Source organism: Boseongicola aestuarii, from assembly GCF_900184815.1.
Classification (GTDB): domain Bacteria; phylum Pseudomonadota; class Alphaproteobacteria; order Rhodobacterales; family Rhodobacteraceae; genus Boseongicola; species Boseongicola aestuarii.
In genome coordinates, this window is sequence record NZ_FXXQ01000018.1 from 1 (window position 1) to 21,818 (window position 21,818).

The window sequence follows — 21,818 nt, forward strand, 5'->3', positions numbered from 1 at the left end:
TGCGTACTCCCAACAGGGCCACGGCAAGCAAAACAAGCCGATCCAAAGGCCGGATACATATCAGCGACTTCCAGAAGACATGCAATTGAACACTTGCGAACAGCAGCCGGTACATACATTTGGGCTCAAAGCCGTCGTTCGCTGCGCTGGGTACGAAGGTCCGCTTTCGGATCGCTTCGAACCAAATGGCAAGGCGATATCACGGTAATCTTCTCTGGACTTCTGTCGCCAGCGAAGCGTGACTGACACATTAAAACAACAAATCTCCAGCCCGGACTTCCGGGCTTCCGTCAGTACCGGGCGCACCAGCCCTGCAAACTGAACGGAGATCGAGATGAGAGAGCAACCAATTGATTTAATCCACCAGTTAGAAGCGGCCAACGCCTCGACGCTGCGGCAGCTTTGGGCCTCGTCCAAGGGTACCAAACCGCCGAAAACCTTCACAGCGCGCCTGATGCGCCTGGCGTTGGCTTGGGATGCTCAAGCGGTGAGTGAGGGTCGTGAGACGACCAAGGTCCGGCGAGCGTGGAACCGGATTATCAAACGCCGGAATGGTTGTGGCGCCAGTAACAACATCACTCAGACACCGCCATATCCCATATCACGTGATGGCACGCGCATCCTAAAGGACTGGGGTGGAACAACTCATGAGGTGCTGGTGACCGAGGGTGGCGCCACATGGAACGGCGAGAGCTATACCTCCCTGTCAGCTGTGGCGAGGGCAATGACCGGGACAAACCGGAACGGCCCAAAGTTCTTTGGCTTACGTCCGGAGAGCACACGATGATCCGCCAGCGCTGCGCCATTTACACCCGCAAATCGACCGAGGAGGGGCTTGAACAGAGCTTCAACTCGCTTGATGCCCAACGGGAAGCCTGTGCCGCCTACATCCTCAGTCAAAAGCACGAGGGTTGGGCGGAGCTCTCGGAGCGCTACGATGATGGCGGCTTCTCTGGTGGCACGATGGACCGTCCCGGCCTGCAGCAGCTGCTCGAAGACGTCAGGGCAGGGCGGATCGATGTCATTGTTGTTTACAAGGTGGACAGGCTGACGCGGGCGCTGTCGGACTTTGCGAAGATGGTCGATGTGTTTGACGGGGCAGGGGTGTCGTTTGTGTCTGTGACGCAGGCCTTCAACACGACGTCATCGATGGGGCGCCTGACCCTGAACGTACTGCTGTCTTTTGCCCAGTTCGAACGGGAAGTCACTGCCGAACGCATCCGCGACAAAGTTGCGGCCTCAAAACGCAAAGGTATGTGGATGGGCGGTGCTATCCCGCTTGGGTACGACGTTGTAGACAAAGCGCTGGTCGTGAACTCGATAGAGGCCGAGGCGATCCGAACAATCTTCGTGGAGTATCTCGCGTTAGGATCGGCACGCCAATTGTCCGAACGGCTTGATGTGTTGGGCATCGTCAGCAAACACCGGACTGACAGACATGGAAGAGTCAGCGGCGGCACATCCTTCTCTCGCGGGGCTCTTTACAACATCCTGCGCAATCCAATCTACATCGGCAAAACCCGTCACAAGGAGGAACTGCACGAAGGATTGCATGAGGCGATCATCGACGTAGGCACCTGGAAGCGTGTCCAAACCCAGCTGGCTGATCATGGCGGCAAGACAATCAGGTCAACCCGGCGACCGGCCAAGCGCCTTCTGAATGGGGTTCTGTTTGACTCAAAAGGTCGGGCAATGCGAACGACTTACGCCAGTAAGTCAATCCGCGCGGACGGGACAATCCGAACGAAGCGATACTGGTACTACACATCATCGCTGAGTGGATCAGAGGACAAATCCGAGATCGAGCGCTTGCCAGCGGATGAGATCGAACGGGTTGTGTTGAAGGCGCTGAACGAGCGGCTGGCTGATACACGCTGGCTTGCAGATCAGATCAACGGGCAGGCAAGAGAAACAACCGCGGTCGGCAATCTAAGAACAATTGAACAGCGCGTTTTGGAAAACGGCATGACCACTGGCGATGCTCAATCACAAGACTTCCTGAGCCTCATTGATCGTATCGACGCCCACAGAGATCGGTTGGTCATATCGGTCAACCTCGCGGAGCTCGCAGAGCCTGATGCCACTCACCCACCAATACCCGCAATCTTCGAGATCCTGTTCCAAAAACGACAGAATGGTTGCGCCAAACCGATCGTCATTGCCGCCGAACACGCTCCGCAACAGGACCCAGACCTTATAGCATTGGTTGCAGACGCAAGACGGTGGGCAGGCGAACTTCTTGAGGAAAGGGCGTCCTCGATTCAGCAGATCACTGATAGGGAAGGTTTACGCAGCGGGTCCGTCAGCCGCATCCTTCCCCTGGCCTGGCTGGCGCCAGACATCTCAACCGCGATTCTGGAAGGCCGTCAGCCATCCCATATCACCGCCAAAAAACTGCGCGCGCTCCCCGAGCTGCCCCTCGATTGGGCCGAGCAGCACCGCGTCCTCGGATTTGCGCAACCTTGATGTCGATTTGACCAGCTCAAGACCTCACGCGCAAATGCCCCGCTGAGACTTTCCCTAAAACAACCCCGAAAGTGCTGAGATCAGAGGTGATTTGTGAGGTCTCTGGTGCTCCAATTCCCCACAGCGCACGGAAATATAAACACTATTCCGCAGAAGCGTGCCGTCGGTGGTTTTAGGAAGACTGAATGGTGGGCGACCCAGGAATCGAACCTGGCGTGCGTCTCCGCGAGGGAGTTACAGTCCCCTGCCACACCTTGCGGCCTGTCGCCCAACAGCGGCCCGTACCTTTGGCCCGCGCGGTCAAATATCGCCGTGGCCGGTAACGGTCAACCGCAAAATAGCAGCGGGTCAGTTGAGACTTGTCATCCTTCCGCCTGCGCCGCACAACCAAGATCACAAAGTAGGAGCGCCATCGCTATGAAGAAGCCGACATGGGTCGTTGAAAAAGAAAAAGCGCGTCGCCAGGCGGCGTCCGAGACACTCTGGCTTTTTGGTATTCACGCGGTTCGCGATGCCCTTGAGAACCCCGCGCGCGAGAAGCTGCGGCTGATTGTAACGAAAAACGCCGCTGACCGGCTGGGCGAGGCGATTCCGGCCTCTGGCCTGACACCCGAGATCGCCGATCCGCGTAAGTTTCCAGCGCCCATCGATCCGGGGTCCGTGCACCAGGGCGCGGCATTGGAAGTGCGGGCCCTGAATTGGGGCAGCGTGCAGGACAGGCTGTCGGATGCGGGGCCACGCGGGATTGCCTTGTGTCTGGACCGGGTAACCGATCCGCACAATGTCGGGGCGATCTTGCGTTCGGCCGAAGTGTTCGGGGCTTCGGCGGTGATCGCAACGGCGCGTCATGCGGCGCCGGAAACCGGTGCTTTGGCAAAGACCGCGTCAGGCGCTTTGGAGCGTCAGCCCTATTTGCGCGTGCGTAACCTTGCCACCGCGATGGAAGAATTGCGCAGAATGGGATACCTGCTGATAGGCCTCGATGGTGAGGCGGAAACTCCTCTGGAAACCGCGCTGGCACAGGCCTCGGACCGCCCCGTTGCCCTCATTCTGGGGGCGGAGGGACCGGGATTGCGCGACAAGACCCAGGAAACATGCGACGTCTTGGCTCATATCCCGTTTGCACGCGACTTCGGATCACTCAATGTTTCAAATGCCGCCGCGATCGCCCTATATGCTGCGGGACGCCGCTAGGGAGCCGCCGGATGCCGAACACTCAGAAGATCGCCACCTGCTGCTATTGCGGGTCACGGGCGGCGCTTGTCTTGCGGGGCACGGACAGGCATGAACTGGCGTGCGCCAGTTGCGGCGCACCCTTGCACGAGCTGAAGATGCTACGGTCGGATGCCCATGGCGACCGCGAATTGGTGCATCCATCTGCAATCCGCTTGTCCAAGAAACCTTCCAAGCAGCATCGGGCACCCAAATCGAAGCCCAGAAAAGGTAAAAAAAGCCTTAAACATCGTTTCAAAAGTTCGATCTGGGATATCGCAGAGGACGTGTTTGAAGATGTTTTCGACATTTTCGACTAGCGTATTGAAACAAATCTCACGCAACACACATTCTTCGGTCACATGACCGCGACGGGCCTTTCAGAGGTCCGGAAGGCTTGCCATCTTGAAGTCAAAGGCACTTCAAAGGGACCTGAAAACATGATGAACAGACGCACATTCCTGATTGCTACGGCGACCGCTCTACCTGCGGCAGGCCTTTTGACGCAACCTGTATTTGCGGCCCAGCCCCCTGTCTTTGCGACCGATAACATCGCGATCAACGGTTATGACCCGGTTGCCTATTTCACCGAGGAAATGCCGGTTGAGGGTTTCGCCGAGTTTTCGTCCGAATGGGATGGAGCTACCGTTCTGTTCGCAAGTGCAGCGCACAAAGAGATGTTTGATGCGGACCCCGAAGCTTATGCGCCGAAATATGGCGGATATTGCGCCTATGCGGTCTCGAAGGGGTACACCGCGTCGACCGATCCGAATGCCTGGACCGTGCATGAGGGTCGGCTTTACCTGAATTATTCTCGCTCGGTGCGTGCGCTTTGGACGGCAAGGCGCAGCAGTCACATCCGATCCGCGGATGCAAATTGGCCAAGCGTCCTTGAAGGTTAAAGTGTCGCAGATCGCCGCGTTCACAACTTCGCGAAATCATCTTCAAAAGGCGATGACAGACACCATTTGAAATGCGTGGCGCGGTTTTGGAACAGCCGCGTCAGACAAACTGTCCCTCGTTCCGTGACTGACGCTCGGGGCCTCTGGTGCCCGAGCGTCCTTTTCTTTTGAAGTACCGGTTATGACGCCATCAGATGAGCGCATTGCGCGCGCCTTGCTGGAGACTCGCACGATTGCACTTGTCGGGGCATCGATGAACCCCGACCGGGCAAGTCATCGCGTCGGGACCTACCTTGCTTCGGTTGGCTATCGCGTGATCCCGGTGAACACGGGGCATGTTGGCAAGACGCTGTTCGGGCAGACTGTCGTTGGACGTCTTTGTGACATCAAAGAAGACGTGCAACTCGTCGATATCTTTCGAAATTCTGACGCTGTCGTTCCGGTGGTCGAGGAGGCATTAAACTCGCTCAAGGGCCTTCGGGTGATCTGGATGCAGCTAGGCATCCGCAACGCCGAGGCCCGTCGAATCGCTGAAGCGAGAGGTCTGACAGTCTTTGAGGACCGATGCACAGCCACTGAGCATGGTCGCCTACTCAGGGGCGCGAAGAGCGCCTGACCTCAGGTGCGGGCGGCCTTTTCGTCGATACCTGATACGCCTTCACGCCGTTCCAGTTCGGTGAGGACGTCCGACAGTGTAAGGTCCCGTGCGGCCAGCATCACAAGCAGATGGTAGAGTACATCCGCCGCTTCCGCGGTCAACCGTTCGCGGTCGCCGCGCACAGCTTCTATGACTGCCTCGACGGCCTCCTCGCCGAACTTTTCCGCAGCTTTTTCAGGGCCCTGCGACAAGAGTTTTGCTGTCCAAGATGATGCTGGATCAGCTCCTTTGCGCGCGTCTATCGTGGCAGCCAGTCGATCCAGGGCGCTCATGACAACCTCACGGGAATTCCGGCGGCGGCCATATGGGCTTTGGCTTCGCCGATCGTGTACTCACCAAAGTGAAAGATCGAGGCGGCGAGAACGGCGCTTGCATGCCCCTCGGTCACCCCCTCGACCAGATGGTCGAGCGTCCCCACGCCCCCCGATGCAATAACCGGCACAGGCACAGCATCCGAAATGGCGCGTGTCAGAGGCAAGTTGAAGCCGGCGCGCGTGCCGTCGCGGTCCATCGAGGTCAAGAGAATCTCACCTGCGCCTTTTTCGACGACGATGCGTGCGAACTCCACCGCATCAATGCCGGTTTCGCGGCGCCCTCCATGCGTGAAGATCTCCCATTTCCCAGGTGCTACGGTCTTTGCATCAATCGCAACGACGATGCACTGGCTGCCAAAACGGTCCGCCGCGCGGGCAACCACATCTGGGTCGGCGACGGCTGCCGAATTGAAACTGACTTTGTCGGCCCCTGCAAGCAACAGGTTGCGCACGTCATCGACCGTTCGAACGCCTCCGCCGATTGTCAGGGGCATGAAGCATTGCTCGGCCGTGCGCGTCGCGAGGTCGTACATTGTGCCGCGATTCTCGTGGGTTGCGTGGATGTCGAGAAAGCATAGCTCGTCCGCGCCGGCCTCGTTATAGGCGATAGCCGCCTCAACCGGATCGCCAGCATCGATCAGATCGACAAAATTCACGCCTTTCACCACGCGGCCGTCGGCAACGTCGAGACAGGGAATGATGCGCGTTTTCAACATGGGCGTGTTTTACCGCAGCTGCGCCTTGTTATCCAGCATCGCGAGCGCCTCGCCGAGATCAATAGCACCATCATACAGCGCACGCCCCGAAATGGCGCCCGAGATCACTTTGGTCGCCTGCAAGGCGCGTAAGTCATCCATCGACGACACGCCGCCCGATGCAATCACCGGAACGTCTACCGCGCGCGCCAGCGCTTCGGTCGCGGGGATGTTTGGGCCCGCCATTGCGCCGTCTCGATTGATGTCGGTATAGATGATCGCGGCGATACCCGCATCTTCGAATTTGCGCGCCAGATCAGTCACTTGAAGGTCGGTTTCTTCCGCCCATCCACGCGTTGCCACACGTCCTTCGCGCGCATCAAGGCCAACCGCAATCTGGCCCGGGAACGCCTTGGCGGCATCGCGCACAAGGTTTGGGTTCTCAACGGCAACGGTGCCCAGGATCACGCGCGCAAGTCCCTTCGACAGCCAGCTCTCAATGGTCGCCATATCTCGGATGCCACCGCCAAGTTGCGCAGGCACATTCAGGGCTGCAAGGATCGCATCGACCGCGCCGCCATTCACGGGTTCGCCCGCAAATGCGCCATTCAGATCAACAAGATGCACCCATTGTGCCCCTGCGTTCTGGAACGCGAGGGCCTGCGCGGCGGGGTCGTCGCTAAATACCGTCGCGGCGTCCATTTCACCTTTCAAAAGACGGACACAATTACCGTCCTTTAGGTCGATGGCGGGGTAGAGGATCATCGCTTGATTGCTCCATTTCATCTTTTGGCGCTCTCATGCCTTGGCTTGACGTAAGGGGCAAGAGGCAAGGTACCCAACGTCACACTTGCGGCGTGATGCGCCGTCTTGTCAGGTGCGCGCAGTTTTTGAGAGGATCAACTATGAAACTACGCACAACTCTGGCCGTTCTTGCCACTCTGGCGGCCGCCCCGGTTTTCGCTCAGGACGCTGTTCTGGGGCTTTACAAGACACAGCCCAGCGATGAAGGCAATTTCGGACATGTCGAAATTTATGCATGTGAAACAGGTATTTGCGGTGTTATCCGCAAGGCGTTCGACAGTGCAGGAGCTGAGATCGAAAGCGCCAATATCGGCAAGCGGATGATCTGGGACATGCAATCGGATGGCGGCGGCACCTACAGCGGCGGCAAGATCTGGGCCCCGGACCGTGACAAGGTCTATAGCTCGAAAATGGAGCTTTCCGGTCCGGTGCTTGAAGTCTCGGGCTGTGTGTTCGGCATTTGCCGCGCCCAGACATGGACCCGCGTCAACTGACAAGCGCGCCGATTTGGGCGATGTCGGTACAACGTTGGTGCACCTGTTCGCTGTTACGGGTCACCGCGCAACGCTCACGGCGCCCACTTCAGCCAGTTCGCGATCAGGCGCAGACCGGCGGACTGGCTTTTTTCCGGGTGGAATTGCGTGCCGACCATGGTGTCGGTGCCGACAATCGCCGTGACGAGCCCGCCATAATCGCAATGAGCTAAAAGCTGCGAAGGATCGGCGACCTGCATCTGGTAAGAGTGCACGAAATAGGCATGATCCCCGGTCGCGATGCCCTCAAGCACCGGATGCGGGGAATCGATAACAAGATCGTTCCAGCCCATATGCGGCACCTTGAGCGACGGATCACCAGGTGCGATTGCCACGACTTCGCCATCGATCCAGCCAAGTCCTTCGGTTGTCTCATACTCAAACCCGGTTCGCGCCATAAGCTGCATACCGACACAAATCCCCAGAAACGGCCGACCGCGCACTTCGACGGCCTCGATCAACGCCTCAAACAGGCCGGCCTGACCCTTCAGTTCCGACATGCATGCCGGAAAGGCACCGTCACCCGGCAAAACAATTCGATCCGCGCGCGCAATGTCTTCGGCACGGTCCGATACCAATACCTCACCACCATCCACTTCGCGCGCCATGCGCTGAAAGGCCTTCTCGGCCGAATGCAGATTTCCCGCGGCATAGTCGATCAGGACGGTCAGCATGCGCTGCTCTTTCATTCTACTGTTTCAAAATATCCCGGGGAGCGCGAGGGGCTGGCCCCTCGCTTCGGGCGCCGTCAAAGAGTACCTTTGGTCGAAGGAACCGCATCCGATTTGCGCGGGTCCACCTCAAGAGCATCGCGCAACGACCGCGCAACCGCCTTGAACGCTGCTTCGGCGATGTGGTGGCTGTTCAAACCATGCAAAAGCTCGACATGCAGCGTGATGCCGCCGTGCGTGGCAAATGCCTGAAAGAACTCACGCACCAGTTCGGTATCGAACTGTCCGATCTTGGAGGTCGGCAGAGTCACATTCCACACCACATAAGGGCGCGCCGACAGATCGAGGGCGGCGCGCACAAGCGCGTCGTCCATCGGCAAAAGACAGCTCCCGTACCGCCGGATACCGCGTTTGTCGCCCATCGCTTCACTGAGGGCCTGACCCAGCGCGATGCCGGTGTCCTCGACCGTGTGGTGGTCATCAATGTGCAGATCGCCGCTGGCGCGGACCTTCATGTCGATCAGAGCATGGCGGGCTAACTGGTCGAGCATATGATCGAAAAAGCCGACACCGGTCTGGTTGTCATAAGAGCCCGTTCCGTCGAGATTGATTTCGACGGTGATATCGGTTTCTGCGGTCTTTCGCGTGATCTTGGCGCTGCGCATGATCGGCCTCACTTGGATGGTTCGCGCGGCTTATAGGCCGCGTTCGCGGTCGCGGGAAGGGGGCAGGGGACTCTCGCTTGCGCGCTGTTGTTTTTGATGCACGACACGGTTCGGGTCCGATCGGTGAGAGGCGCGTGATATGGATGCCTGTCCCGGAGTTCGGTGCCGCCGGTCGCGGTACAGTCGAAGGTCTGTGCTGGTGGCGTCTTGTGGTCGGGGCTCTGCCCCGGACCCCGTGGTATTTTCGAAAGGGTGAAGTCCGATGCACGGGAACTGCACATAAGCTGTGCTCCGGCTGCGGTTGGTTTGGATAGTTCTCTGCGTGGAGGCAGGTGGAAGACCGGGGTGTTTCATCCCCTCGCGCCCCGGTCCATCCATGGCTATGCTGGCCTCGCGAGGAGTGGTTTTGAATGCGTGATGTGACGATTTTGGTGGTCGATGACGACGGCCAGATCCGGGATATCTTGAAGATAGCCCTGGAACGGGCCGGGTTTCGTGTTCTTCAGGCCCGCGATGGGGCCGAGGGATTGCGCGCTGTTCAGGCTGCGTCGCCTGATCTTGCGATCTTGGATATAGGTATGCCGGAGATGGATGGCCTGGAGTTGTGTCGGGCGATCCGGCGCGATTCGGAAGTGCCGATTCTGTTTCTGACGGCGCGCGATGACGAGGTTGATCGAATTCTGGGCCTTGAGATGGGGGGCGACGATTACGTTGCCAAGCCATTTTCACCCCGCGAGCTGGTCGCACGGGTGCGCGCGATTCTGAAGCGCACCAAGGGCGCAATGCCTGAAATACGTGCGATGGTGCGGGGTCGGTTGAGTTTGTCGCCGGAAGCGCATGATTGCCGCGTTGATGGCGCCGTCGTGCAACTGACGGCCACCGAGATCGCGATTTTATCGCGTCTCATGGCACGCCCCGCCCAAGTTTTTTCCCGTCCGAAGCTGGTGGATGCGATTTGGGGTCCGGGCATGGTCGTGTCGGATCGCACGCTTGACAGTCATTTGAGGAACCTGCGGTCCAAGCTGGGAGAGGCCGGGTTGGACGATGCGATCGATACGCTGCATGGAGTCGGATTGAGGATGGGGCCTTGCGGCGCACAGTGAAGACCAAGTGGCGCCCGCCCCTGATGCTGGTTCTCGGCGGCTCGCTTTTAGCGGTTTTGGTTTTGCCGGTTTTCGGTTTGGTGATGGTCGCCGGTTTGGCACCGGGTCTGAGCGGGGGGCAAGCGCTGGTGCTGGTGGCGGTGGTTTCGCTCGCGGCGACGCTGGTGTTGGGGTGGTTGTTGTGGCGGCTGATCCTGCGACCGGTGCGCGGGTTGGCTGAGAGGGCCGAGGTGATACGGAGCGGCGGCGTGGCTGCGCCGATGGAGCATTTCGGCACACCCGAGATAGGTGATCTGGGGCAGACGGTTCTGGAAATGGCAGAGGTGTTGCAGGCGCGCGAGTTGGCGGTGCGGTCGTATTCGGATCATGTGAGCCATGAGTTCAAGACGCCTTTGACGGCGATCCGGGGGGCGGCAGAGTTGTTGGAGGCCGATGACAGTCTGTCACACGAGGCCGCCGGACTGGTGTCGACGATTGTACGGGCCGAGGCGCGGCTTGAGCGGTTGCTGGAGGCCGCGCGCGTGATCGCGGCGGCGCGCAATCCGATGCACCACGGCGCGGTGACGCTGGGCTCTGTGGACGTGCCGGCAAGCGGGATCCAAGTGGAGGTATTGGGCGGCGAGGTGGTGTTCCCATTGTCGGCAGAGGGCCTCGGCATTGTGCTGGGGCATCTTGTTGCCAATGCGGAAAGCGCGGGGGCTTCGCGGGTGTCGATTGTCGGTGCGGCGCCGGGGCACGGCGCGGTCCTGACCGTGACCGACGATGGTCCCGGCATATCGCCGGGCAATCGCGACAGGTGTTTCGAGCCGTTCTTTACCACCCGGCGCGACGCCGGTGGCACGGGCATGGGGCTGGCGATCGTGCAGACGCTGCTTCTGGCACACGGCGGCGCGATTTCGTTGGAGCAAAGCGAGTCCGGCGCCCGGTTTCGCATTGTATTTTGAGCAAAATGGTCTGATTGTCGGGCGATGTTACGCAATATTCCGAATATCCTGTCACCCGATATCCTGTGGACGCTTCAAGCCATGGGGCATGGCGACACATTGGTAATTGGAGATGCCAATTTCCCGGCTCAGTCGATGGGTCAACGGTGTCACCGTCTGGACGGTCTGACGGCGACCGATGTGCTGGAGGCGGTTTTAACCCTGTTTCCCCTGGACAGTTTCGTCAGCGACCCCGCCCAGGTCATGCAGATGGTCGACGACCCCGAAGGCACGCCGCCGATTGTTGACGAATTCCAGCGGATTATCGACAGAGTGGCTGACCATCCGGCCAAGATCGCGAAAGTCGAGCGCTTTGCCTTTTACGATCTGGCACGGGCGGGCTTTGCGGTGGTTCAGACGGGTGAAGCGCGGCTCTACGGGAACATCATTCTCAAGAAGGGCGTTGTGGTCACATGAGCCTTTTCGCCGCCGTGGTCGCTGATCATGGTTGATACTTCAAGACTGGACGACCTGATCGTGTGCACGGAGTGCGATGCGCTGTACCGTGTGCGCCAGCCCGAGCGCGGCCAGGTTGCGGTTTGTGCGCGGTGCCACACTGTTTTGGCAGCGCCTCGGGCGAAGGCGGCGTTGCAGATCGTGGCTTTGGCGGTGGCGACCCTGATCCTGATCGTAGGAGCCGCTGTGTTTCCGTTCTTGCGCATCGAAGTGGGCGGAGTAGCCAATGCGGCCTCAGTTCTGGACATTAGCTACGCCTTTTTCGACGGGTTCCTGACGGTTCTCGTGATCGCCACGATGTCCATGATCCTAGCGATTCCTGCGCTGAGGACGGGGCTGATCATCTATGTGCTGGCGCCGTTTATCGTGGACAAGCCGGCATTGCCAGGTGCGCGGGCGGCGTTTCGGGTGGCGCAGCAGTTGCGTCCCTGGGCAATGGCAGAGATTTTTGCAATCGGCTGCGCGGTGTCACTGGTCAAGATCGCGGATTTGGCGCAGGTGACATTTGGTCCGGCGTTCTGGATGTTCGCTGTTTTGACTGTTCTCATTGTTATCCAGCAGAAGTTCATGTGTAGTTGGTCGGTATGGAACGCGTTGGCTTCACAGACCCCGTCCTGACCGCCCGCGATGCGGGATTGGTAGGTTGCCGCAGCTGCGCGCGTGCCTGGCCGATGGGCACGGAAGTTTGCCCCAATTGCGGGGCGCGGGTGCAGTCGCGGTCGAGGCGCAGCTTGCAGCGGGTTTGGGCCTGGTGGTTGGCAGGGCTGATCTGTTACGTGCCTGCAAACATTTACCCGATGCTGGAGACCCGCACTCTGGTGCACACCGAAAGTGCGACGATTGTTGGTGGTGCGGTCGATCTGGCGGCCCATGGAGCTTACGGGATTGCTCTGATCATTCTGGTAGCGAGTGTCGTTATTCCGGTCGGCAAGTTCGTTAGCATCGCGTTTCTGGCTTTGAGTGTGGGGCGGATTTCACGGACCTCGCCCGAAGCGCGGCACGGGGTGCATGAGATTGTCGAATATATCGGACGCTGGTCGATGATCGACGTCTTTGTGGTGGCAATTCTGTCATCATTAGTGCAGCTAAACGCAGTGGCGGCCATTCAGCCGGGGCCGGCGAGTCTCGCGTTCGCGCTGTCGGTGATTTTCACGATGTTGTCGGCGCAGGCCTTTGATCCGCGCATGATCTGGGACGGCATCGAAGACCAAAAGGCGGGCCACCTGTGAGCGACCAACCACCTGAGATACCGGTCCGTACCGTGAGGGCGTCGATATTCGAGCGCGCTTCGGTTGTTTGGCTTGTGCCGATGGCGACGCTTTTGGTGGCGCTGGGTGTGGCGTGGCAGTCGTATTCGGACCGGGGTCCGGTGATCGAGATAGCCTTCAGCAGTGCGGCCGGCATGTCTCCGGGCGAGACGGTGTTGCGGTACCGCGATGTCGACGTCGGGCTGGTCGAGGACGTGTCGTTCACCGATGATCTGAGCCAGGTTTTGGCCTCGGTGAGGTTGGAAAAGAGCATTGCGGACTTCGTCGACGAAGGCTCGAAGTTCTGGATTGTGCGCCCCGAAGTGTCGGCGCGTGGCGTGAGCGGGCTCGATACCGTTTTGAGCGGTATCTACATCGAAGGCACATGGGACAGCGTTCCCGATGGGCTGGCGGTTCGCCACGCTGCCTTGTCCGAACCGCCACTGGCTGCGGGGGATGAGCAGGGTTTGCGGATCGTGCTGAATGCAAGTCCGGGGGCCGCTCTGAGCGAAGGCGCGCCGATATTATACAAGGGCATCGAGGTCGGCCGGATCGGCAAGCCCGGTCTGTCCGAAGACGGTGTGAATGCGCAGGCCAACGCGATCATATTCGAGCCATATGACCGGATCGTTACGTCAGCGACGCGGTTTTGGGACACATCCGGGTTCACGTTTTCCATTGGAGCGGGAGGGGCCGAGTTGGATTTCACGTCACTTGCGTCGTTGATCGGTGGCGGCGTGACGTTTGAGACCATCGTCTCGGGCGGTCGGCCGGCGGCCGATGGTGCGCAGTTCGGCTTGTTCGCCGACGAGGGCCGTGCGCGGGCCAGTCTGTTCGAGACCAGCGACGAGACCGAATTGAACCTGACGGTGGTGTTTCGCGAGAATTTCAGCGGTCTTGTGGTCGGAGCTCCGGTTGAGCTGGATGGCGTGCGGATTGGCGAGGTGTCGAGCATTCGCGGGCTGGTGGATGAGGACCGGTTCGGCGACGACGGGGTGCGGCTATTGACGACGCTGGCGCTGGTGCCATCGCGGCTGTCGCTGGATCTCAGTACGTTTGACGACCCGCTGGATTATTTCGTGCAGCGCGTGGACGCGGGACTTCGGGCGCGGTTGGCGACGGCGACCATCCTTACCGGCGGTCTGAAGGTCGAGATGATCGACGTGCCGGATGCGCCGATTGAGCTGATGGATATGGCGGGCGATCCCTATCCGATCCTGCCCAGTACTCAGAGCGAGATTTCGGATGTTTCGGCCACCGCCGAGGGGGTGTTTCAACGCATCAACGCCTTGCCGATCGAAGAATTGCTGGTCAGTGCCATCGCATTTCTGGATGCGGCGGAGAACCTGGTCGGGGCGGAAGACACGCGGGCTGTGCCTGGTGATGTGCGTGGCTTGATCGGTGATGTGCGGGGATTGGTGAGTGCGCCTGCAATGCAGGGTTTGCCGGGCGAAGTGTCGGCGCTTGTGGGAGAGTTGCAAGGCGTGGCGGAAGACATGCGCGCGGTGACTGCAGCGCTTGACGAAGCGGATCTGGTGGCTCGATTGCAGGGCGCCATCGATGCGGCGGCAGCGGCGGCGACGGGGGTCGAAACCAGCGTCGCTGGTGTCCCGGAGCTGGTGACCTCGGTGACGAACCTGTCTGATCGCGCTGCATCCATTCCCTTGGAGGACATGATCGAGCAAGCCAGCGCGACATTAGCGTCGGCAGAAGCGTTGTTCGTTTCGGAAGACACGCAAGCCTTGCCGGGCGCGCTCGGAACTGCTCTGGGCGAGGTCGAAGCGGCGTTGCGCGAGCTGCGTGAAGGTGGTGCCGTGCGCAGTCTGAATCAGACTTTGGCATCGGCCGAGACAGCGGCTGCGGCTGTCGAAACGGCGGTTGCGGGACTGCCGTCTCTGGCGGCACGGATCGAGGAACTGGTGGCGCAAGCCGAAGAGACACTTGCGGGACTGGATCAGAATTCGGACTTTAGCCGCGAAGCGCGCGCGGCATTGCGGGATGTCAGTGATGCCGCAAAAGCCTTTGAAAGCTTGAGCCGCGCGCTTGAGCGCCGACCAAATTCGGTCATTTTAGGACGTTGATATGAGATTGGACCGGATTATTGCCATTGTTGTCGCATCGCTTGCCCTCGCCGCGTGCGGTTCGACGGAAATCGCGCGTTTTGCCGGTGAGGCGGCGGCGCCGAGTGAGCGGATCGGTATCCGTTATGCGTCGGTGTCAGTGCGCGAGATATCGCTGCCGACCTATGCCTCAGCTGAGTTTCTGGTCACAGAGGCGGCCGATGGCTCGTTGGTCGAGGACCCCGACACGCTTTGGGCCGACGATCCGGTGCGCGATGTGACGCTTGGATTTGCGCGGGCCTTGACGACGATCACGCAAGCACGCGTAGCGCCCGACCCGTGGCCTTACCGCAGCGTGCCGGAGGCCACCGTCGACATACGCGTGGACAAATTCGTGGCGCGCAGCGATGGCACATTTGTGGCGACGGGTCAGTATTTCATCGCACCCGAAGACGAAGATCAGCCCGAGCGCGCCATCGGGTTCTCGATTTCAACGCCGTATCTTGCGGCGGTTGGAATGCAGGCCATTGCCGGCGCGCGGTCGCGCACGGTGACGGCCTTGGCCGAACACGTCGCCCGTTATGGTTTGCGGTAGGACGCATGGGTGACGCCGCGATGCTGCTGGCCGGGGGCGATGCATCGGGCGCGGTTCTGGTGTGCGACGAGGGCCTGAGTTTCTGGGGCGGAGTCGATCCCGAAACCGGGCGGATCATCGACGCGCATCACCCACAGGCGGGGGCGCGTGTCAGTGGCAAAGTGCTGATGATGCCAACGTCGCGCGGGTCGTGCAGCGGCAGCGGGGTGTTGCTGGAGTTGGCTTTGTCCGGGTTGGCGCCTGCGGTCCTAGTGTTTGCGGAAGATGAAGAGGTCTTGACGCTTGGCGCGATGGTTTCAGAGCGGATATTCGAGCGGCCGGTGACGGTGGTTCGATTGCCGGCTGATGATTATGCCGCCTTGGCGCGACAGGGCGAGGCGCGGGTTTTTGGCGGGCGACTGATGGCGTATGGCCTGGACATTGCCTTGGAGCGTGCCGAGGTGGACCGGTTGGAGCTGAGCGCGGCAGATCGCGCAGTTTTGGCGGGTGAGTCTGGCGCTGCCGCACAGACAGCAATGGAGATTGTCTGTCTGATGGGGGTGGCGCAGGGGGCGACCGCTTTGATGGACGTCACGCGGGGGCATATCGACGGTTGTATTCTGGCGCATTCCGCCAACCTGATCTTTGCCGAGAAGATGGCCGGAATGGGTGCGACGGTCACTATCCCCACGACGATCAATGCGATTTCGGTAGATCGCGAGAACTGGGTTTCTCAGGGAGTCAGCGAGGATTTCGGCAGCCGTGCCAGTCGCTTGGCGGATGCCTATGTTGCGATGGGGGCGCGGCAGACGTTTACCTGCGCGCCGTATCTGTTACAGGATCGCCCAAGGCGTGGCGAGTGCATTGGCTGGTCTGAGTCCAATGCGGTGATCTATGCCAATTCGGTTTTGGGCGCGCGGACACCGAAGCATCCCGATTACCTTGATTTATGCATCGCGATGACCGGTAGGGCGGCGGTTTCGGGGGTTTATGCGGACGCAGGCCGCGTGGCGCGGCGGGTGGTTGAGGTGGCGTTTCCTGACGCGGCGGACGATGCGGTCTGGCCTTTGCTGGGCTGGCTGTTAGGCAAGGCTTCGCCGGACCGCGTGCCGCTTGTGGTCGGTCTGGAAGAGACGTCGCCGAGCTCGGACGATCTAAAGGCGCTTTGTGCGGCCTTTGGCACGACCTCGGGCGCCCCGATGCTGCACATTCGCGGCGTGACGCCTGAGAGCGGGCTGGAGCCTGTCGCGGATGCCGACCGTGCGCGGATTGGGGCGGCGGAATTTGCGGCGGCATGGCGCGAATTGAACGCGGGCGAGGAGAGTGTTGAATTGGTGGCCATCGGCTCGCCGCATGTGTCGCTCGACGAGGTGCGGGTTTTGGCCGGATTATTGGAGGGACAGACGATCCGCGAAGGTGTCGAAGTGATCGTGACTATCGGGCGCGAGGTTCTCGCGGCGGCGAGGTCCGAGGGGCTTGTGGTGGCGCTTGAGGCGATGGGCGCGCGGTTTCTGCCGGATATCTGCTGGTGTTCGATTACCGAGCCGCTGTTTCCGAGCCGCACGAAAGTGCTTGTCACAAACTCGGGGAAATACGCGCATTATGCGTTTGGGTTGTCAGGCCGGAAGGTGCGCTTTGGCGGATTGAAGACTTGCGTCGAGGCGGCGGTGACGGGACGGGTTTCTTCCGCCCCACCGGCATGGATCGGCGCGACTTCCTAGCGTTTCTTTTGGCTTTCGACCTCAGCTGCGATGAGGTCTTTGTAGAGGGCGCGCAGGCGTTGCACGACTGGTTTTTCGCCTGTGCCGATGGTCTTGCCGTCTATTTCGGCGACGGGTGTCTGTGCGCCGAATGTGCCAGTCAGAAAGGCTTCGTCGGCGCCGTAGGCTTCATAAAGCGAGAAGTTTTTCTCAAAGACTGGAATATCGTTAGCGCGGCAGAGATCGATGACCTTCTGGCGGGTGACGCCGTTCATGCAGTAGTCGCCGGTGGAGGTCCAAACTTCGCCTTTACGGACGACGAAGAAGTTGCAGGCGTTGGTGGTGTTCACGAAACCATGCGGGTCCAGCATCAGGGCTTCGTCCGCGCCGGCCTGTTCGGCCTGAAGGCAGGCGATCACGCAGTTCAGTTTGGAGTGGCTGTTGAATTTCGGATCCTGGCTGGTGGGCAGGCCGCGCACCTGAGGTACCGAGGCGAGGCGGATGCCTTTGCCTTGCACTTTCGCGCTGGGGGTCGAGTGTTCGACGATCGCGACGACGGTGGGGCCGAAGCGGCTGAGGGCCGGGTGCTGGAACGGTTTGGCTTTGCGGCCACGGGTGATCATCAGACGGCAGTGGGCGTTAGAGGTCATGCCATTCGCCGCGGCGGTCTTGTCGAGCAATGCTTTGATGTCCTCGCGCGTGAGGCCGGGGTCAAGGGACACCGATTTCAGCGAGTTGAACAGCCGGTCCATGTGGTCGTCGAAAAACGCCCAGACGCCATCGTAAAGGCGCATGCCTTCCCACATCCCGTCGCCCAGCATGAAGCCGCTGTCATAGACCGACACCTTAGCTTGGTCTTTGTGCACAAGCTCGCCATTGACCCAGATCAGGATGTCGTCATTTCGGGCGTCGAATTCGGCGTCATGGGTGCTTTTGGATTCGGGGGTCATGGGGAAGGCTCCGGTTCAGCGCGGGCAGGGACAGCGCCATTTCCTTTTTGCATGTGCGCGAGGATGGGGTCCAGTCGCACTTTGTGTTTGCTGTACGGCTTCTGCCAGGAGGGCGGTCAAGGAAGTCGGTTTGAATCCGGGGCGTTTTGACCATGAAGGTTTTGAAAGCACCTTTGACTAAGGCAAATATGGGCCGTCAATTGTAATTTTTGGTCTTGGGCCATGCAGCGCTGCGGAAAACGAATTGCTGCGAGGGCGGGATCGTCGGCAGTCTGATTGACGCCGGCGCGCTTCATCGCTCAGCGCGGATTGCGGCCCCATCTTGGGGTTGAGCGGATCGGGCTTTCGTAGGGTAAACGCTTTGGTCCGGTGTTGGGTGGTGGCGCGATGCCTTTGATTGCACCGGCATTGTTGCGGAGAAGGTGAGGGAAAATGCGCCGCAAGAGCGCCGCTGCTGCGAATCGAAGGACCACGACAAGCCCGATGAATAGAAAGACGCCGCCAAGGAGGGACGTCAGCCCGATGTCGATGCAGGCTTCTCCGGCGCCGAAAACGACGGCCTGGACGATGCTGACGGTTTCATTGCACGTATTGGCTTGCAACATTCTGGTACCCGATCCTTTCGAAGACGCTTCTAGCTGTGGATCTGGGCATATCCATGACAGCCTGTCCCGGCGACTTCGCGACAACAATCTTGACCACCGACGCCCGTGACATAAGCACAAGAAACTGCCCGGGCGTCGTGTAGTGGTAAGACTTTCGCCTTCCAAGCGGTGAGGTTGAATGTCACTGAGGAGCAAGGGGTTGCTAAGAGTTTCATCTCAGCTAGGTTTTTTGTTGCATCCAGTAGCACCGAGTATCGTACCGATTTCCGCAAAAGACCTACAAAATGCCAAAGCTCACCGGGACCTTTATTTGTGAGGTTTCCTTCTCGAAGGACAGCACTCAGAAGCACTTGGACACCGAGTTGAGAGGCCGCGGTCTCTGGGTCGGGAAACGTTCCAGGGCTTGGAATTACCGGCGCGATGTCGGTGGGCAGACCAAGCGGGTGCATATTGAAAGACATCCCGTCATCTCCGCGGAGGCGGCACGTTAAACGGCGATGGGCTTTGTGCTGGACTGGGGTAGGGGAGCCGGCAAGGCCATCCAGATTGGCGCTCCCGCTCTGCAAGCCGCAATGGAGCCCTGCCTCGCCCCTCCAAGGCTACGGTTTTAAGTCCAAAAAGACGGTCTACGAAGTCAGTTCGGCAAACATCTGAAGGCCTGGCTGAGATTGCGGCTTGATGAGATTACCAAGTCCACTGTTGTGGAGCGCCACGCGTCGCTCGCCAATACACCGTCTATCGGACCATGCTACATATCCGGTGATCTGGCTAAATACGTTGAAGGCAAAGGCATGTCGCACACACGAGGCGCGCTCGATCATCTGCAGACACAGCACAAGATCGAGCGATGGCACCAACCTCTGAAGAACCGTATTTGTTGGAGAACTACTCTCTACCAGGCAATATCAAAGCGGACATCGCCGCCGTAATCGGGCGTTACAACCACCAGCATTATCACGAGAGTCTGAATAACGTCATGCCCGCAGACGTTTACACAGGCCGAGGCCACACAGTCCTACTTGAACGAGAAAAGACAAAAAGGGGAACTAAGAGCCTACGCCGCTTGCAGCACGCTAAATCCGCTACTTCACTAAACAAAGATGAGCAATGACTCTTCAAAGTCAAAACGCCTCAGGTCTCAAACTATGTGATGAAGGACAGAGCCCATATGTGCCGAAATCCGCCTTGCGGCGAACGTTGGCTTTCGCAAGGCTGGACTGGCAATATTCAGATTTACGTGACGTTTGAGAGGTAGACTTGTTGATCAAGCATCAATTTGTTGCACCAACGCCTCTGACAAATAATCCCAAACCGCTCGAATCCTAGGATTCGTTCGCAAAGCCTGTGGTGCGGTTAGCCAAATCGGTAGGGCCTGCAACTGCAATTGTCCCTCCAAAATCCGTTCCATCGTCGGATCGGCATCCCCGATAATCGTCTGTGCGCCACCCAATCCGCATCCTGCCCGAATGAGCTCCCAATGCACCGCTTGTTGATCACATCGCACTGCAAAAAAATCGCGCGTGGCTGTCAGCCCAAAGTCATTCAACACGCGAATGATCACGTCACTCTTGTCAAACCCGACAAAATCCAGACGTGCCGCGTCTTCCAGGGTTTCTGGCCGACCTATTCGATCCAGATAGGATTTGGCCGCATAAACCGCCATCGGCTGATCGCAGATATGTTTGCTAATCACATCCAACTGGGTCGGGCGATACATTCGCACTGCTATATCGGCCTCTCGGAAGATGAGGTTCTCTGTTGTGTCAGATGGTACCAGATCGATCTGGATTTCCGGCATGACCTGCCGCATGTCCGCAATAATCCTCGGCAAAATGAAATGCGAAGTCACCACGCTTGCGGTGATCCGCACAGTACCGTTCAGATCGCCGGCTTTGCCATCAGCAATCCGACGCAACCGGGTCGCAGCGCTTTGCATGTCTCGTGTCATGTCAGCGATTTCCAGCCCAGCGACCGTCGGCACCAGGCCCCGTGGTGCTCGGGTGAACAAATCAACGCCCAAAACCAACTCCAGCTGCTTTACGTGCCGCCCAATAGTTGGTTGGCTCTGCCCCAGTTTGCGTGCCGCGCCTGACAGTGACCCGGCCTCAACCACAGCCGAAAACGACTGCAGCAACGTCCAATCCAATGCGTCAACGTTCCTATCCATTCAATAATGAATATCAAATGTAATTTTTTTAGCAATTTTTTTTCATATTTGAATACGCCATGTTCCAGCAATCGCAACACAGATCAAAGGAAATTTCATATGTCTTCTACTGTCCTGATCCTCGGCTCCTCTGGCAAAATTGGTCAGAATGCTGCACTTGCCTTCACCAAAGCCGGTTGGAACGTGCGCAATTATGATCGCAAATCCAACAACATGATCGCCGCCGCCTGTGGCGTTGATGTCATCGTAAATGGCTTGAACCCGCCCAACTATCACAACTGGGCCGAGACTATTCCAGAGATCACAAAACAGGTTATTGCTGCGGCCAAGGCCAGTGGCGCCACGGTCATCATCCCCGGCAATGTTTATAACTTTGGCGACACGCCCGGCGTCTGGTCAGAAACCACGCCGCAACGTCCAAACACAGTCAAGGGCCGGGTCCGAGTCGATATGGAAAACGCCTATCGTGCTTCGGGAGTGCAGACCATTGTGCTTAGGGCGGGGAACTTCATCGATCCAGACCGGGACGACGACGTGATGAAATTGCTGTATTTTCGCGCGATTAAAAAGGGCAAATTGACGGCGGCCGGACGCTCGGATGCGCTGCAGGCGATGTGCTATCTGCCCGACTGGGCCAAGGCTGCCGTTCAGCTTGCTGAAAAACGCGCTGAGCTTGCCAGATTCGAAGACATTCCGTTTCCCGGACACAGCTTTTCCGTTCTCGAATTGCAGGATGCGCTGCAAGACCACCTTGGTCGCAGCATCAAAATCACGGGGTTTCCATGGTGGATGTTTACAATTCTCGGACCGTTCTGGGAGTTCGCCCGCGAAATGAACGAAATGCGATACTTGTGGAACACACCGCATCAATTGTCCGGAAAGAAATTCAACCGGATTCTTCCTGATTTCGTGCCAACTGACATGCGTCGCGTGATGATTGCCTCACTACCGGACGACATGCATGCAAACAAGACTGCGCCAGGCCCGCGTCAAGCCTACGCCAGTTAAGGCCCAAATCCTTTCAGCCGCGGACACTACGAACCCGCATCGCCC

At 59.1% G+C, this 21,818-nt stretch carries 24 protein-coding genes and 1 tRNA gene; 16 read left to right on the forward strand and 9 right to left on the reverse strand.

The window, feature by feature from the left end:
* The first annotated feature begins 334 nt into the window (after positions 1 to 334).
* Both BOA8489_RS17955 and BOA8489_RS17960 read left to right on the forward strand, forming a co-directional pair.
* A complete protein-coding gene (locus tag BOA8489_RS17955) occupies positions 335 to 787 on the forward strand; it encodes a DUF2924 domain-containing protein (RefSeq protein ID WP_093975693.1) in 453 nt (150 codons plus the stop codon).
* Entirely contained in the window at positions 784 to 2,466 is a 1,683-nt protein-coding gene (locus BOA8489_RS17960) for a recombinase family protein (RefSeq protein WP_093975694.1), read from the forward strand. The genes BOA8489_RS17955 and BOA8489_RS17960 overlap by 4 nt, the downstream gene beginning before the upstream one ends.
* A gap of 186 nt (positions 2,467 to 2,652) precedes the next feature.
* On the opposite strand, the gene BOA8489_RS20550 is transcribed toward BOA8489_RS17960, so the two are convergent.
* Positions 2,653 to 2,736: transfer RNA gene (locus BOA8489_RS20550), tRNA-Tyr, on the reverse strand.
* Positions 2,737 to 2,883: 147 nt separating this feature from the next.
* On the opposite strand from BOA8489_RS20550, the gene rlmB reads away from it, so the two are divergent.
* From rlmB to BOA8489_RS17980, 4 genes are all read left to right on the forward strand, one after another.
* Entirely contained in the window at positions 2,884 to 3,660 is a 777-nt protein-coding gene (rlmB, locus tag BOA8489_RS17965; RefSeq protein ID WP_093975695.1) for a 23S rRNA (guanosine(2251)-2'-O)-methyltransferase RlmB, read from the forward strand.
* A gap of 11 nt (positions 3,661 to 3,671) precedes the next feature.
* Entirely contained in the window at positions 3,672 to 3,998 is a 327-nt protein-coding gene (locus tag BOA8489_RS17970) for a hypothetical protein (protein ID WP_093975696.1), read from the forward strand.
* A 120-nt stretch (positions 3,999 to 4,118) separates the two neighbouring features.
* A complete protein-coding gene (locus BOA8489_RS17975; protein ID WP_093975737.1) occupies positions 4,119 to 4,580 on the forward strand; it encodes a YHS domain-containing (seleno)protein in 462 nt (153 codons plus the stop codon).
* Positions 4,581 to 4,761: 181 nt separating this feature from the next.
* Positions 4,762 to 5,196, forward strand: coding sequence for a CoA-binding protein (locus BOA8489_RS17980; RefSeq protein WP_093975697.1), 435 nt, complete (start codon positions 4,762 to 4,764; stop codon positions 5,194 to 5,196).
* A 2-nt stretch (positions 5,197 to 5,198) separates the two neighbouring features.
* Here the strand turns inward: BOA8489_RS17980 and BOA8489_RS17985 are convergent, their stop codons facing one another.
* The 3 genes from BOA8489_RS17985 to hisA are packed head-to-tail and all read right to left on the reverse strand — an operon-like array spanning position 5,199 to position 7,012.
* Entirely contained in the window at positions 5,199 to 5,510 is a 312-nt protein-coding gene (locus tag BOA8489_RS17985) for a phosphoribosyl-ATP diphosphatase (protein ID WP_093975698.1), read from the reverse strand.
* Positions 5,507 to 6,268: an imidazole glycerol phosphate synthase subunit HisF gene (gene hisF, locus BOA8489_RS17990; RefSeq protein ID WP_093975699.1), complete on the reverse strand. Its 762-nt coding sequence runs from the start codon at positions 6,266 to 6,268 to the stop codon at positions 5,507 to 5,509. The genes BOA8489_RS17985 and hisF overlap by 4 nt, the downstream gene beginning before the upstream one ends.
* A 9-nt stretch (positions 6,269 to 6,277) precedes the next feature.
* Positions 6,278 to 7,012 carry a 1-(5-phosphoribosyl)-5-[(5-phosphoribosylamino)methylideneamino]imidazole-4-carboxamide isomerase gene (gene hisA / locus BOA8489_RS17995; RefSeq protein WP_093975738.1) on the reverse strand — a complete coding sequence of 245 codons (735 nt, stop codon included), beginning with the start codon at positions 7,010 to 7,012 and terminating at the stop codon, positions 6,278 to 6,280.
* Between the two features lie 140 nt (positions 7,013 to 7,152).
* Between hisA and BOA8489_RS18000 the strand changes: the two genes are divergently transcribed.
* Positions 7,153 to 7,545, forward strand: coding sequence for a DUF2147 domain-containing protein (locus tag BOA8489_RS18000; protein ID WP_093975700.1), 393 nt, complete (start codon positions 7,153 to 7,155; stop codon positions 7,543 to 7,545).
* A 74-nt stretch (positions 7,546 to 7,619) separates the two neighbouring features.
* Here BOA8489_RS18000 and hisH read toward each other — a convergent pair whose 3' ends face one another.
* Both hisH and hisB read right to left on the reverse strand, forming a co-directional pair.
* Positions 7,620 to 8,258 (reverse strand): imidazole glycerol phosphate synthase subunit HisH, encoded by a 639-nt coding sequence (hisH, locus tag BOA8489_RS18005; RefSeq protein WP_093975739.1) that lies wholly within the window; start codon positions 8,256 to 8,258, stop codon positions 7,620 to 7,622.
* Between the two features lie 74 nt (positions 8,259 to 8,332).
* Positions 8,333 to 8,920 carry an imidazoleglycerol-phosphate dehydratase HisB gene (gene hisB / locus BOA8489_RS18010; protein ID WP_093975701.1) on the reverse strand — a complete coding sequence of 196 codons (588 nt, stop codon included), beginning with the start codon at positions 8,918 to 8,920 and terminating at the stop codon, positions 8,333 to 8,335.
* A gap of 410 nt (positions 8,921 to 9,330) precedes the next feature.
* Between hisB and BOA8489_RS18015 the strand changes: the two genes are divergently transcribed.
* Genes BOA8489_RS18015 through lhpI form a run of 8 tightly spaced genes read left to right on the forward strand, consistent with a single transcriptional unit; the run spans position 9,331 to position 17,064 of the window.
* On the forward strand, positions 9,331 to 10,023 hold the full coding sequence (locus BOA8489_RS18015) for a response regulator transcription factor (protein ID WP_093975702.1): 693 nt from the start codon (positions 9,331 to 9,333) through the stop codon (positions 10,021 to 10,023).
* Positions 10,008 to 10,967 carry a sensor histidine kinase gene (locus tag BOA8489_RS18020; protein ID WP_141138333.1) on the forward strand — a complete coding sequence of 320 codons (960 nt, stop codon included), beginning with the start codon at positions 10,008 to 10,010 and terminating at the stop codon, positions 10,965 to 10,967. The genes BOA8489_RS18015 and BOA8489_RS18020 overlap by 16 nt, the downstream gene beginning before the upstream one ends.
* A gap of 24 nt (positions 10,968 to 10,991) precedes the next feature.
* Positions 10,992 to 11,423, forward strand: coding sequence for an RbsD/FucU family protein (locus BOA8489_RS18025; RefSeq protein ID WP_093975704.1), 432 nt, complete (start codon positions 10,992 to 10,994; stop codon positions 11,421 to 11,423).
* Positions 11,424 to 11,450: 27 nt separating this feature from the next.
* Positions 11,451 to 12,080: a paraquat-inducible protein A gene (locus tag BOA8489_RS18030; protein WP_093975705.1), complete on the forward strand. Its 630-nt coding sequence runs from the start codon at positions 11,451 to 11,453 to the stop codon at positions 12,078 to 12,080.
* Positions 12,047 to 12,691 carry a paraquat-inducible protein A gene (locus tag BOA8489_RS18035; RefSeq protein WP_093975706.1) on the forward strand — a complete coding sequence of 215 codons (645 nt, stop codon included), beginning with the start codon at positions 12,047 to 12,049 and terminating at the stop codon, positions 12,689 to 12,691. The genes BOA8489_RS18030 and BOA8489_RS18035 overlap by 34 nt, the downstream gene beginning before the upstream one ends.
* Positions 12,688 to 14,790 (forward strand): PqiB family protein, encoded by a 2,103-nt coding sequence (locus BOA8489_RS18040; RefSeq protein ID WP_245813964.1) that lies wholly within the window; start codon positions 12,688 to 12,690, stop codon positions 14,788 to 14,790. Before BOA8489_RS18035 ends, BOA8489_RS18040 begins: the two co-directional genes overlap by 4 nt.
* Before the next feature lies 1 nt (position 14,791).
* Positions 14,792 to 15,364 carry a PqiC family protein gene (locus tag BOA8489_RS18045; protein WP_093975707.1) on the forward strand — a complete coding sequence of 191 codons (573 nt, stop codon included), beginning with the start codon at positions 14,792 to 14,794 and terminating at the stop codon, positions 15,362 to 15,364.
* A 5-nt stretch (positions 15,365 to 15,369) separates the two neighbouring features.
* The gene (lhpI, locus tag BOA8489_RS18050) at positions 15,370 to 17,064 is read left to right on the forward strand and encodes a cis-3-hydroxy-L-proline dehydratase (protein WP_093975708.1); all 1,695 of its coding nucleotides are present in this window, start codon (positions 15,370 to 15,372) and stop codon (positions 17,062 to 17,064) included.
* Here lhpI and BOA8489_RS18055 read toward each other — a convergent pair.
* The 3 genes from BOA8489_RS18055 to BOA8489_RS18075 form a co-directional block, all read right to left on the reverse strand.
* Positions 17,061 to 17,993, reverse strand: coding sequence for an aminotransferase class IV (locus BOA8489_RS18055; protein ID WP_093975709.1), 933 nt, complete (start codon positions 17,991 to 17,993; stop codon positions 17,061 to 17,063). The two genes, lhpI and BOA8489_RS18055, sit on opposite strands and share 4 nt — an antisense overlap.
* 299 nt (positions 17,994 to 18,292) lie before the next feature.
* On the reverse strand, positions 18,293 to 18,598 hold the full coding sequence (locus BOA8489_RS18060; protein ID WP_093975710.1) for a hypothetical protein: 306 nt from the start codon (positions 18,596 to 18,598) through the stop codon (positions 18,293 to 18,295).
* A 1,264-nt stretch (positions 18,599 to 19,862) separates the two neighbouring features.
* Positions 19,863 to 20,765: a LysR family transcriptional regulator gene (locus tag BOA8489_RS18075; RefSeq protein WP_093975713.1), complete on the reverse strand. Its 903-nt coding sequence runs from the start codon at positions 20,763 to 20,765 to the stop codon at positions 19,863 to 19,865.
* A gap of 99 nt (positions 20,766 to 20,864) precedes the next feature.
* Here BOA8489_RS18075 and BOA8489_RS18080 point away from each other — a divergent pair, with 99 nt between their 5' ends.
* On the forward strand, positions 20,865 to 21,773 hold the full coding sequence (locus BOA8489_RS18080) for a Rossmann-fold NAD(P)-binding domain-containing protein (protein WP_093975714.1): 909 nt from the start codon (positions 20,865 to 20,867) through the stop codon (positions 21,771 to 21,773).
* The last annotated feature ends 45 nt before the right edge of the window (positions 21,774 to 21,818 follow it).

What these genes read in the sequence shown, in the direction of transcription:
- BOA8489_RS17955 (WP_093975693.1), top strand. Translation starts at nt 335, where the DNA reads ATGAGAGAGCAACCAATTGATTTAATCCACCAGTTAGAAGCGGCCAAC.
- BOA8489_RS17960 (WP_093975694.1), top strand. Translation starts at nt 784, where the DNA reads ATGATCCGCCAGCGCTGCGCCATTTACACCCGCAAATCGACCGAGGAG.
- rlmB (WP_093975695.1), top strand. Translation starts at nt 2,884, where the DNA reads ATGAAGAAGCCGACATGGGTCGTTGAAAAAGAAAAAGCGCGTCGCCAG.
- BOA8489_RS17970 (WP_093975696.1), top strand. Translation starts at nt 3,672, where the DNA reads ATGCCGAACACTCAGAAGATCGCCACCTGCTGCTATTGCGGGTCACGG.
- BOA8489_RS17975 (WP_093975737.1), top strand. Translation starts at nt 4,119, where the DNA reads ATGATGAACAGACGCACATTCCTGATTGCTACGGCGACCGCTCTACCT.
- BOA8489_RS17980 (WP_093975697.1), top strand. Translation starts at nt 4,762, where the DNA reads ATGACGCCATCAGATGAGCGCATTGCGCGCGCCTTGCTGGAGACTCGC.
- BOA8489_RS17985 (WP_093975698.1), bottom strand. Translation starts at nt 5,510, where the DNA reads ATGAGCGCCCTGGATCGACTGGCTGCCACGATAGACGCGCGCAAAGGA.
- hisF (WP_093975699.1), bottom strand. Translation starts at nt 6,268, where the DNA reads ATGTTGAAAACGCGCATCATTCCCTGTCTCGACGTTGCCGACGGCCGC.
- hisA (WP_093975738.1), bottom strand. Translation starts at nt 7,012, where the DNA reads ATGATCCTCTACCCCGCCATCGACCTAAAGGACGGTAATTGTGTCCGT.
- BOA8489_RS18000 (WP_093975700.1), top strand. Translation starts at nt 7,153, where the DNA reads ATGAAACTACGCACAACTCTGGCCGTTCTTGCCACTCTGGCGGCCGCC.
- hisH (WP_093975739.1), bottom strand. Translation starts at nt 8,258, where the DNA reads ATGCTGACCGTCCTGATCGACTATGCCGCGGGAAATCTGCATTCGGCC.
- hisB (WP_093975701.1), bottom strand. Translation starts at nt 8,920, where the DNA reads ATGCGCAGCGCCAAGATCACGCGAAAGACCGCAGAAACCGATATCACC.
- BOA8489_RS18015 (WP_093975702.1), top strand. Translation starts at nt 9,331, where the DNA reads ATGCGTGATGTGACGATTTTGGTGGTCGATGACGACGGCCAGATCCGG.
- BOA8489_RS18025 (WP_093975704.1), top strand. Translation starts at nt 10,992, where the DNA reads ATGTTACGCAATATTCCGAATATCCTGTCACCCGATATCCTGTGGACG.
- BOA8489_RS18030 (WP_093975705.1), top strand. Translation starts at nt 11,451, where the DNA reads ATGGTTGATACTTCAAGACTGGACGACCTGATCGTGTGCACGGAGTGC.
- BOA8489_RS18035 (WP_093975706.1), top strand. Translation starts at nt 12,047, where the DNA reads ATGGAACGCGTTGGCTTCACAGACCCCGTCCTGACCGCCCGCGATGCG.
- BOA8489_RS18045 (WP_093975707.1), top strand. Translation starts at nt 14,792, where the DNA reads ATGAGATTGGACCGGATTATTGCCATTGTTGTCGCATCGCTTGCCCTC.
- lhpI (WP_093975708.1), top strand. Translation starts at nt 15,370, where the DNA reads ATGGGTGACGCCGCGATGCTGCTGGCCGGGGGCGATGCATCGGGCGCG.
- BOA8489_RS18055 (WP_093975709.1), bottom strand. Translation starts at nt 17,993, where the DNA reads ATGACCCCCGAATCCAAAAGCACCCATGACGCCGAATTCGACGCCCGA.
- BOA8489_RS18060 (WP_093975710.1), bottom strand. Translation starts at nt 18,598, where the DNA reads ATGTTGCAAGCCAATACGTGCAATGAAACCGTCAGCATCGTCCAGGCC.
- BOA8489_RS18075 (WP_093975713.1), bottom strand. Translation starts at nt 20,765, where the DNA reads ATGGATAGGAACGTTGACGCATTGGATTGGACGTTGCTGCAGTCGTTT.
- BOA8489_RS18080 (WP_093975714.1), top strand. Translation starts at nt 20,865, where the DNA reads ATGTCTTCTACTGTCCTGATCCTCGGCTCCTCTGGCAAAATTGGTCAG.